We start from the raw sequence: 9,115 nt of genomic DNA on the forward strand, positions 1-9,115 counted from the left end.
CGCTCCGACGGGGGATGCGGAGCGCGTACGAAGTATGTCACGGGTAACCCCGCGCCCGGCACCTGAACAACATGATTGATCTGAGCTTTTCTTGAGCTTGGCGGGAAGATGACTTCCGTTTGTGCTCGCCCGCGAGCGCCCCTACCGCTCCTGCGACTCGGTCCGCGCCCCCGGCACCGTCCCGGACACGGTGTCTTCCGCGACGGATTCCGCGGGACCGTCCTGCGTCCCCGGCGGCGCGATCATCGGCCGCACCGGCGGCACCACGAACGTCGACGGCAGGGACGGCGCGTTCTCGCGCCCGGCGTTCGCGATCACCACCGCGATGTACGGCAGCACCAGCCCGAGCACCAACGCCACGACGGCGACGTGCCGTTCGACGTTCCACAGGGTCGCCGCGAGGATCACGGAGATCGTGCGGACCGTCATCGAGATCACGTACCGGCGCTGCCGCCCTCGGACGTCCTCCTGGAGTCCGGCCCGGGCGCCGGTGATCCGGAACACCTCGGTGTGTCCGCCGCCATGCTGCTTCCGCATCGCATTCCACCATCCGCCCGTATCGGATCTCCCCGCCCCGTAGCCGCCCCGGGCCGGTCGGGGAGCCTGGCCAGGACAGCTTCCACGTTACGCCGCGCCTGCGCCGGCTACGAGACCGGGGCCGGTCCGGCCCGGGCGAACGTCCTGAGCCGTGCCTCGTACGGCTACCCCCGGCATGCGGCGTAGGGCACCTGGGCCGACACTGGGCGTAGTGCTCACGTCGAGCCGTACGAGGAGGCAGCGATGGGCTGGTTGTGGGCGATCATCGTGGGACTGGTACTCGGTCTGCTCGCCAAGGCGATCATTCCGGGCAAGCAGCACGTCCCCCTGTGGCTGACCGTCATCCTGGGCATGATCGGCGCCGTCGCCGGCAACGCCATCGCCCGGGCGGCCGGTGTCGACGCCACAGCGGGCATCGACTGGTGGCGGCACGTCTTCCAGCTTGTGATGGCGGTCATCCTCGTCGGTCTCGGCGACCGGGCCTGGACGGCGGCCAGGGGAAGCAGACGAAGGGCATAACGGGGCACACGCAGACGAAGGGCATAACGGGGCACACGGCGAAGGGGGCGGTCTCCGTCACCGGCGACCGCCCCCTTCGCCCGCGCGCTCAGGCGCCGGTGACCTCCACCGCCGCCAGGTTCTTCTTGCCCCGGCGCAGCACCAGCCAGCGACCGTGCAGCAGGTCCTCCTTGGCGGGGACCGCGTCCTCGCCGGCGACCTTGACGTTGTTCACGTAGGCGCCGCCCTCCTTGACCGTGCGCCGCGCGGCCGACTTGCTGGCCACCAGGCCGACCTCGGCGAACAGGTCGACGACCGGGCCGAGCTCGGCGACCTGGATGTGCGGGACCTCCGACAGGGCGGCGGCCAGCGTCCTGTCGTCGAGCTCCGCCAGCTCGCCCTGCCCGAAGAGGGCCTTGGACGCGGCGATCACGGCGGCCGTCTGGTCGGCGCCGTGCACCAGCGTGGTCAGCTCCTCGGCCAGCGCCCGCTGCGCGGCACGGGCCTGCGGACGCTCCTCCGTCTGCTTCTCCAGCTCCTCCAGCTCCTCGCGGGAGCGGAAGGACAGGATGCGCAGGTACTTCGAGACGTCCCGGTCGTCCACGTTCAGCCAGAACTGGTAGAACGCGTACGGCGTCGTCATGTCCGGGTCGAGCCAGACGGCGCCGCCCTCGGTCTTGCCGAACTTGGTGCCGTCCGCCTTGGTCATCAGCGGCGTCGCCATGGCGTGCACCGTGGCGTCCGGCTCCAGCCGGTGGATCAGGTCCAGGCCCGCCGTGAGGTTGCCCCACTGGTCGCTGCCGCCCTGCTGGAGCGTGCAGCCGTACCTCCGGTACAGCTGGAGGAAGTCCATGCCCTGGAGGATCTGGTAGCTGAACTCCGTGTAGCTGATGCCCTCGGAGGACTCCAGGCGCCGGGCCACGGAGTCCTTGGTCAGCATCTTGTTGACGCGGAAGTGCTTGCCGATGTCCCGCAGGAACTCGATCGCGGAGAGATTCTCCGTCCAGTCGAGGTTGTTGACCATGACGGCCGCGTTCTCGCCCTCGAAGTCCAGGAACGGCTCGATCTGGGAGCGCAGCTTGCCGACCCAGCCGGCGACCGTCTCCGGATCGTTCAGCGTGCGCTCCGCGGTCGGACGCGGGTCGCCGATCAGGCCCGTGGCTCCGCCGACCAGTGCCAGCGGCCGGTGACCGGCCTGCTGGAGCCGGCGCACGGTCAGCACCTGCACCAAGTGCCCCACGTGCAGCGACGGCGCCGTCGGGTCGAAGCCGCAATAGAACGTGACGGGACCGTCCGCGAGCGCCTTGCGCAAAGCGTCCTCGTCAGTGGACAGGGCGAACAGCCCGCGCCACTTCAGCTCGTCGACGATGTCCGTCACGGTTCTCGTGTCTCCTCGATGATCTTCGGGCAGTCGGGTGACAGCCGACTACGAGGTTATACGCCCTGACTGACAGAGCTCATATTGAAATCAGGGACGCGCAACGCGGGCATCGCGGCCCTGGTGAACCAGTCGCTCCACTCCCTGGGCAGCGTCTTCTCGGTGCGCCCGGCCTCCGTGGCCCGGCCGAGGACGCCGACCGGCGACTCGTTGAACCGGAAGTTGTTCACCTCGCCGGTGACCTCGCCGTTCTCGACCAGGTAGACGCCGTCCCGGGTCAGCCCGGTGAGCAGCAGCGTCGCCGGATCGACCTCCCGGATGTACCACAGGCACGTCAGCAGCAGCCCTCGCTCGGTGCTCGCGACCATCTCCTCCAGGGAGCGGTCCTCGCCCCCGTCCAGGATCAGGTTCTCGATGCCCGGCGCCACGGGCAGGCCGGTCAGCCCGGCACTGTGGCGGCTGGTCGTCAGGTGCCGCAGCTCGCCCCGGCTCATCCACTCGGTGGCCGCGAGCGGCAGCCCGTTGTCGAACACCGACTGGTCGCCCCCGGAGGAGTGCGCGATCACGAAGGGCGCCGACTCCAGGCCTGGCTCGTTCGGGTCGCTGCGCAGCGTCAGCGGCAGGTCGGTGAGCTTCTCGCCGACCCGCGTACCGCCGCCCGGCTTGGAGAACACCGTGCGGCCCTCCACCGCGTCCCGGCCCGACGCCGACCACATCTGGTAGATCAGCAGGTCCGCGACGGCCGTGGGCGGCAGCAGCGTCTCGTACCGGCCCGCGGGCAGCTCCACGCGCCGCTCCGCCCACCCGAGGCGCACCGCCAGCTCCGCGTCCAGCGCCGCCGGGTCGACGTCCTTGAAGTCCCGCGTGGAGGACCCGGCCCAGGCGGACCGGGTCCGGTCCGGCGACTTGGCGTTCAGCTCCAGCGTCCCGTTCGGCTGGTCATGCCGCAGCCGCAGCCCCGTGGACGTCCCCATGTACGTCGACACCAGCTCGTGGTTGGCGAAGCCGTACAGCTCCCGGCCGCCCGCACGCGCGCGTGCGAAGGCCTCGCCGAGCGCCGGAGCGAAGTCGGCGAACACGGCGGAGGAGGTCTCGGCGGGAGCCTCCGTGAACTCCGGTGCCTGCGCGACGCCCGTGACCAGCGGCTGCGCGTCCTCGGCGGGCCCGGCGCCGCGCGCGGCGGCCTCGGCGGCCCGCACCAGCGGCTCCAGCTCGTCGGCCGTCACGGCGGACCGTGACACGACCCCCGAGGCCGTGCCCTCCTTGCCGTCGACGGTGGCGATGACGGTGAGCGTGCGTCCGCGCGTGACACCGTTCGTGGTGAGCGCGTTGCCCGCCCAGCGCAGGTTGGCGGTGGACTGCTCGTCGGCGATGACGACACAGCCGTCGGCCCGGGACAGTTCGAGGGCCCGCTCGACGATCTCGTGCGGCTTGCTGGTACGGGCGCTCATCGACCGGCCTCCTGGGTCGTGTTGAGGATGTTGACGCCCTTGAAGAGGGCCGACGGGCAGCCGTGCGACACGGCCGCGACCTGGCCCGGCTGGGCCTTGCCGCAGTTGAAGGCGCCGCCCAGGACGTAGGTCTGCGGTCCGCCGACGGCGGCCATCGAGCCCCAGAAGTCGGTCGTCGTCGCCTGGTAGGCCACGTCCCGCAGCTGCCCGGCGAGCCGGCCGTTCTCGATCCGGTAGAAGCGCTGCCCCGTGAACTGGAAGTTGTACCGCTGCATGTCGATCGACCAGGACCGGTCGCCGACGACGTAGATGCCCCGCTCCACGCCCCCGATCAGGTCCTCGGTGGACATCCCGGCCGGGTCCGGCCGCAACGACACGTTGGCCATGCGCTGCACGGGCACGTGCCCGGGGGAGTCGGCGTAGGCGCATCCGTTGGACCGCTCGAACCCGGTCAGCCTCGCGATCCGCCGGTCCAGCTGGTAGCCGACGAGCGTGCCGTCCTTCACCAGGTCCCAGGACTGCGCCTCGACGCCCTCGTCGTCGTACCCGATGGTGGCGAGCCCGTGCTCGGCGGTGCGGTCGCCGGTGACGTTCATCAGCTCCGAGCCGTAGCGCAGCTTGTTCAGCTGGTCGAAGGTGGCGAAGGAGGTGCCCGCGTAGGCGGCCTCGTAGCCGAGCGCCCGGTCCAGCTCGGTCGCGTGCCCGATGGACTCGTGGATGGTCAGCCACAGGTTGGACGGGTCGACGACCAGGTCGTACAGGCCCGCCTCGACGCTCGGCGCGCGCATCTTCTCGGCGAGCAGTTCGGGGATCTGCTCCAGCTCGCCCTCCCAGTCCCAGCCGGTGCCCCGCAGGTACTCCCAGCCGCGTCCCACGGGCGGCGCGAGGGTGCGCATCGAGTCGAACTCGCCGCTCGACTCGTCCACGGACACGGCGTTGAACACCGGGTGCAGCCGCACCCGCTGCTGTGTGGTCACGGTCCCGGCGGTGTCGGCGTAGAACTTGTTCTCGTGGACGGTGAGCAGCGAGGCGTCGACATGGTCGACCCTGTCGGCCGCCAGCAGCCGCGCGCTCCAGTCCGCGATCAGCCCGGCCTTCTCCTCGTCGGGCACCGTGAACGGATCGATCTCGTACGACGAGACCCACGTCTTGTCGGCGTGCACCGGCTCGTCGGCCAGCTCGACGCTCCCCCACTGCCCGAAAGGCGTGGGAGGTGCCCCCACGTCCGAGCCGGCCGCCTTGATCACCTGCGCGGACAGCTTCGCCATGGCCACCGCCTGCCCGGCGACCCTGGCGGCGGCGTCCATGCTGAGGTCGACACCGGATGCGAAACCCCACGTGCCGCCGTGCACGACGCGCACCGCGTACCCGAGGTCGGTGGTGTCCGAGGAGCCGGCGGGTTTGGCGTCCCGGAACCGCCAGGAGGCGTTGCGCACCCGCTCGAACCGGAAGTCCGCGTGGTCGGCGCCCAGCGCACGCGCGCGTGCGAGGGCCGCGTCGGCGAGGGCGCGTAGGGGGAGGGCCGTGAAGGCCTCGTCGATGGTATGAGGCACCGCCGTCTCTTTCTGTCGAGGTGACCGTGGTTGCCGTACGTCGTGACTGCTCCGATCATGTCGTCTCATCCGGCGCGCGGGCCACGAGTTTCGCGACCCGGGTGTGCGGCTTTCTGTAGGGACCCGACAGTCAGTCCCGTACGCCACTGTCGGTGCCCGATTGTCCGCGGGCGTGTCCGGACCGATAGGTTTTCGAGGAAGCCGCCTGTCATCGCCGCCTGTCGTCCAGGCGCCCGGGGCGGGGTATCAGACCGCTATCGAAAGGGTGATCCGTTGAGCCGCTCGGTTCTCGTCACCGGAGGCAACCGGGGCATCGGCCTCGCCATCGCCCGCGCTTTCGCCGATGCCGGCGACAAGGTCGCCATCACGTACCGCTCGGGTGAGCCGCCGGCCGGCTTCCTCGCCGTCAAGTGCGACATCACCGACGCCGAGCAGGTGGAGCAGGCCTACAAGGAGATCGAGGAAACCCACGGCCCCGTCGAGGTCCTCGTCGCCAACGCCGGCGTCACCAAGGACCAGCTCCTGATGCGCATGTCCGAGGAGGACTTCACCTCGGTCCTCGACACCAACCTCACCGGCACCTTCCGTGTGGTCAAGCGCGCCAACCGCGGCATGCTGCGCGCCAAGAAGGGCCGCGTCGTCCTGATCTCGTCGGTCGTCGGGCTGCTCGGCTCCCCGGGGCAGGCCAACTACGCCGCCTCCAAGGCCGGCCTCGTCGGCTTCGCGCGCTCCCTCGCCCGTGAGCTGGGCTCGCGCAACATCACCTTCAACGTCGTCGCCCCCGGCTTCGTCGAGACCGACATGACCGCGGTGCTCTCCGACGAGCAGCGCACCGGCATCGTGAAGCAGGTTCCGCTCGGCCGGTACGCGCAGCCGGAGGAGATCGCCGCGACGGTGCGGTTCCTCGCCTCGGACGACGCCTCGTACATCACTGGAGCCGTCATCCCCGTTGACGGCGGACTGGGAATGGGTCACTGATCACCATGAGCGGAATTCTCGAGGGCAAGCGCGTCCTGATCACCGGTGTGCTGACGGAGGCCTCCATCGCCTTCCACACCGCCAAGCTGGCCCAGGAGCAGGGCGCCGAGGCCATCCTCACGGCCTTCCCGCGGCCCACGCTGACCGAGCGCATCGCCAAGAAGCTGCCCAGGCCCGTCAAGGTCATCGAGCTCGACGTGACCAACGACGAGCACCTCGGGCGCCTGGCCGACATCGTCGGCGAGGAGCTCGGCGGCCTCGACGGTGTCGTGCACTCCATCGGCTTCGCCCCGCAGGACGCCCTCGGCGGCAACTTCCTGAACACGCCGTTCGAGTCGGTCGCCACCGCCATGCACGTCTCGGCGTACTCCCTGAAGTCGCTGACCATGGCCTGCCTGCCGCTGATGCAGAACGGCGGCTCGGTCGTCGGTCTGACCTTCGACGCGCAGTTCGCCTGGCCGCAGTACGACTGGATGGGCCCGGCCAAGGCCGCTCTGGAGGCCACCAGCCGCTACATGGCCCGTGACCTGGGCAAGCAGAACATCCGCTGCAACCTGATCTCGGCCGGCCCGCTCGGCTCCATGGCAGCCAAGTCCATCCCGGGCTTCGGCGAGCTGGCGTCCGTGTGGGACTCCCGCTCCCCGCTGGAGTGGGACCTGAAGGACCCCGAGCCGGCCGGCCGCGGCGTCGTCGCGCTGCTGAGCGACTGGTTCCCGAAGACCACGGGCGAGATCATCCACGTGGACGGCGGTCTGCACGCCATCGGAGCCTGATCTCCCGTACGCCGTCGGCGCCCCGTTTCCCGCAGCGCGCGGGGAGCGGGGCGTCACCCGTTCGTCACCCGTTCGGCTCATCCGGCCGGGCGGGAGAGGCGCGCAACCGGGCACCCTGGAGTACGCGTTCATCACGCGATCCCCTCCCCAGCACGGCCGAGGAGGTCCCCTTGTGCGCTTGTCCCGCCGAACGGCCACACTGTCCCTCGCCGTCGCTCTCGTGATGACCCTGGCGTACGAGGCGGTGCCCCACGCGCGCATGCCCGCCGCCGAGCAGGAGTCGGCGGAGCCGTTCGGCGCCGAGTGCCGGACCCGCGTCACCGGCTCCCGGGTGACCGCGTACTGCCACAACCCCTACCCGGAGGCCGACCGGGTGAGCCTGCACGTCGAGTGCGCCCGCTGGTGGGACATCGACACCGACAGCTCCCCGGTCGAGGCCGGGCCCGCACAGACCGTACGGCTGACCGGACGCTGCTGGAAGGAAGTCGGCGAGGTGTGGATCAGTCACCGGCGGGCGAGCTGATCCCGCCCAGGCGGCACAGGAAGGGGTAGCGGGCGGCCTCGACGGCCGCCTGCGCCGCGTCCCCCGCGCGGATCGCGTCGAGCAGCCGTCCGTGCTCCATGTACGTCCCCGGCGTCAGCTCCTCGCCGACGTCCTCGCGCAGCCAGTCCCGCAGCACCTCGCCCAGGTCCGCGTACATGGCGGTCATCACGTCGTTGTGGGAGGTTGCCACCACGGCCAGGTGGAAGGTCGCGTCCGCGGTCACGAACGCCTCCGCGTCACCCGACCCCCAGGCCTCCTCACGCCGCACCAGCAGCGCGTCCAGCTGCTTGAGGTCCTTCTCCGTACGCCGCTCCGCGGCCAGCCTTGCCGCGGCCGACTCCAGCGTGGAACGCAGCTCGGCGATGTGCCGGGGGTCGGCACCGGCGAACCGCCGCTGCATCACCCCCGCCAGCTCACTCGTCGCCACGACGTACGTGCCGGAGCCCTGGCGGATGTCCAGCAGGCCGTTGTGCGCGAGCGCGCGGACGGCCTCGCGGACCGTGTTGCGGGCGACACCCAGCTGCTCGACCAGTTCCGGCTCGGTCGGAATGCGGGAACCGACCGGCCACTCGCCGGAGGTGATCTGGGCCCGCAGAGCGGCGATGACCTGCTCGGAGAGCGCCGAACGTCGGGGATGGCTCAGGGGCATGGCACACCTTCGCACGACCGGGGCGCCGGAGGGCAGCCGGGGACGAGACAGACTGGACAGTCAATCATCCTATGATTCTATGATGGACCTCATGGCTAGTGAGGAAACCCGGACGACGACGCTCCCGACCGTACGCGGCTCGGCCGCGCCCGAGGCCCGGGAACCCGGCGGTACGTCCACGCGCGCGTGGACGACGCGGTTGCTCGTCCTCGGCATCGTGCTGTCCGCGTTGAACCTCCGCCCGGCCATCACCAGCCTCGGCGCCCTCCTGGAGGAGGTCCGCGACGGGCTCGGCATGAGCGGCAGCGTGGCCGGGCTGCTCACCTCCGTGCCGCCGCTGTGCTTCGCCGTCTTCGGCGTCATGGCCCCGCGGCTCGCCCGCCGCTTCGGAGCCGGCGCCGTGGTGTGCGCCGGCATGGCCGCCATCGCCACCGGCCTGGCGATCCGGCCGTACGCCGGCGGCACGGCCGGCTTCCTGGCCGCCAGCGCCCTCGCCCTCATGGGCATCGCGGTCAGCAACGTCCTGATGCCGGTCATCGTCAAGCACTGGTTCCCCGACCGCGTCGGCTCCATGACCGGCCTGTACTCCATGGCGCTCGCCCTGGGCACGGCCCTCGCGGCCGCGGTCACGGTGCCCCTGACCGACGCCCTGGGCGGCAGCTGGCAGTCGGGCCTCGGCCTGTGGGCGGGGCTGGCCGTGGCGGCGGTCCTGCCGTGGCTGCCGTTCGTACGAGGGCGCGGGGCGGGTAAAGCG

General features: G+C 70.9%; 10 protein-coding genes. 5 read left to right on the forward strand and 5 right to left on the reverse strand.

The features are described from left to right. Positions 1 to 141: 141 nt before the first annotated feature. Positions 142 to 537 carry a DUF3099 domain-containing protein gene (locus tag CA983_RS10390; RefSeq protein ID WP_086600590.1) on the reverse strand — a complete coding sequence of 132 codons (396 nt, stop codon included), beginning with the start codon at positions 535 to 537 and terminating at the stop codon, positions 142 to 144. Between the two features lie 243 nt (positions 538 to 780). On the opposite strand from CA983_RS10390, the gene CA983_RS10395 reads away from it, so the two are divergent. Continuing rightward, a complete protein-coding gene (locus CA983_RS10395; RefSeq protein ID WP_086600591.1) occupies positions 781 to 1,056 on the forward strand; it encodes a GlsB/YeaQ/YmgE family stress response membrane protein in 276 nt (91 codons plus the stop codon). Positions 1,057 to 1,144: 88 nt separating this feature from the next. On the opposite strand, the gene tyrS is transcribed toward CA983_RS10395, so the two are convergent. From tyrS to CA983_RS10410, 3 genes are read right to left on the reverse strand one after another with little or no spacing between them, the layout of a single operon-like run. Then, entirely contained in the window at positions 1,145 to 2,413 is a 1,269-nt protein-coding gene (tyrS, locus tag CA983_RS10400; protein ID WP_086600592.1) for a tyrosine--tRNA ligase, read from the reverse strand. 56 nt (positions 2,414 to 2,469) lie between these two features. Then, positions 2,470 to 3,864: a metallopeptidase TldD-related protein gene (locus CA983_RS10405; protein WP_086600593.1), complete on the reverse strand. Its 1,395-nt coding sequence runs from the start codon at positions 3,862 to 3,864 to the stop codon at positions 2,470 to 2,472. Further along, positions 3,861 to 5,417: a TldD/PmbA family protein gene (locus CA983_RS10410; protein WP_086600594.1), complete on the reverse strand. Its 1,557-nt coding sequence runs from the start codon at positions 5,415 to 5,417 to the stop codon at positions 3,861 to 3,863. Before CA983_RS10410 ends, CA983_RS10405 begins: the two co-directional genes overlap by 4 nt. Positions 5,418 to 5,690: 273 nt before the next feature. Between CA983_RS10410 and fabG the strand changes: the two genes are divergently transcribed. The 3 genes from fabG (at position 5,691) to CA983_RS10425 (ending at position 7,691) form a co-directional block, all read left to right on the forward strand. Further along, positions 5,691 to 6,395, forward strand: coding sequence for a 3-oxoacyl-[acyl-carrier-protein] reductase (gene fabG / locus CA983_RS10415; protein WP_086600595.1), 705 nt, complete (start codon positions 5,691 to 5,693; stop codon positions 6,393 to 6,395). A gap of 5 nt (positions 6,396 to 6,400) precedes the next feature. Continuing rightward, on the forward strand, positions 6,401 to 7,168 hold the full coding sequence (gene fabI / locus CA983_RS10420) for an enoyl-ACP reductase FabI (RefSeq protein WP_086600596.1): 768 nt from the start codon (positions 6,401 to 6,403) through the stop codon (positions 7,166 to 7,168). A 172-nt stretch (positions 7,169 to 7,340) separates the two neighbouring features. After that, a complete protein-coding gene (locus tag CA983_RS10425) occupies positions 7,341 to 7,691 on the forward strand; it encodes a hypothetical protein (protein ID WP_086600597.1) in 351 nt (116 codons plus the stop codon). Here the strand turns inward: CA983_RS10425 and CA983_RS10430 are convergent. After that, positions 7,669 to 8,361 carry a FadR/GntR family transcriptional regulator gene (locus tag CA983_RS10430; RefSeq protein ID WP_086600598.1) on the reverse strand — a complete coding sequence of 231 codons (693 nt, stop codon included), beginning with the start codon at positions 8,359 to 8,361 and terminating at the stop codon, positions 7,669 to 7,671. The two genes, CA983_RS10425 and CA983_RS10430, sit on opposite strands and share 23 nt — an antisense overlap. Positions 8,362 to 8,440: 79 nt before the next feature. Between CA983_RS10430 and CA983_RS10435 the strand changes: the two genes are divergently transcribed. Further along, on the forward strand, positions 8,441 to 9,115 hold a 675-nt coding region (locus CA983_RS10435), incomplete at its 3' end, for an MFS transporter (RefSeq protein WP_143645474.1).

Origin of the sequence: Streptomyces swartbergensis (genome assembly GCF_002148965.1) — a bacterium.
In the GTDB taxonomy this organism is placed as follows: domain Bacteria; phylum Actinomycetota; class Actinomycetes; order Streptomycetales; family Streptomycetaceae; genus Streptomyces; species Streptomyces swartbergensis.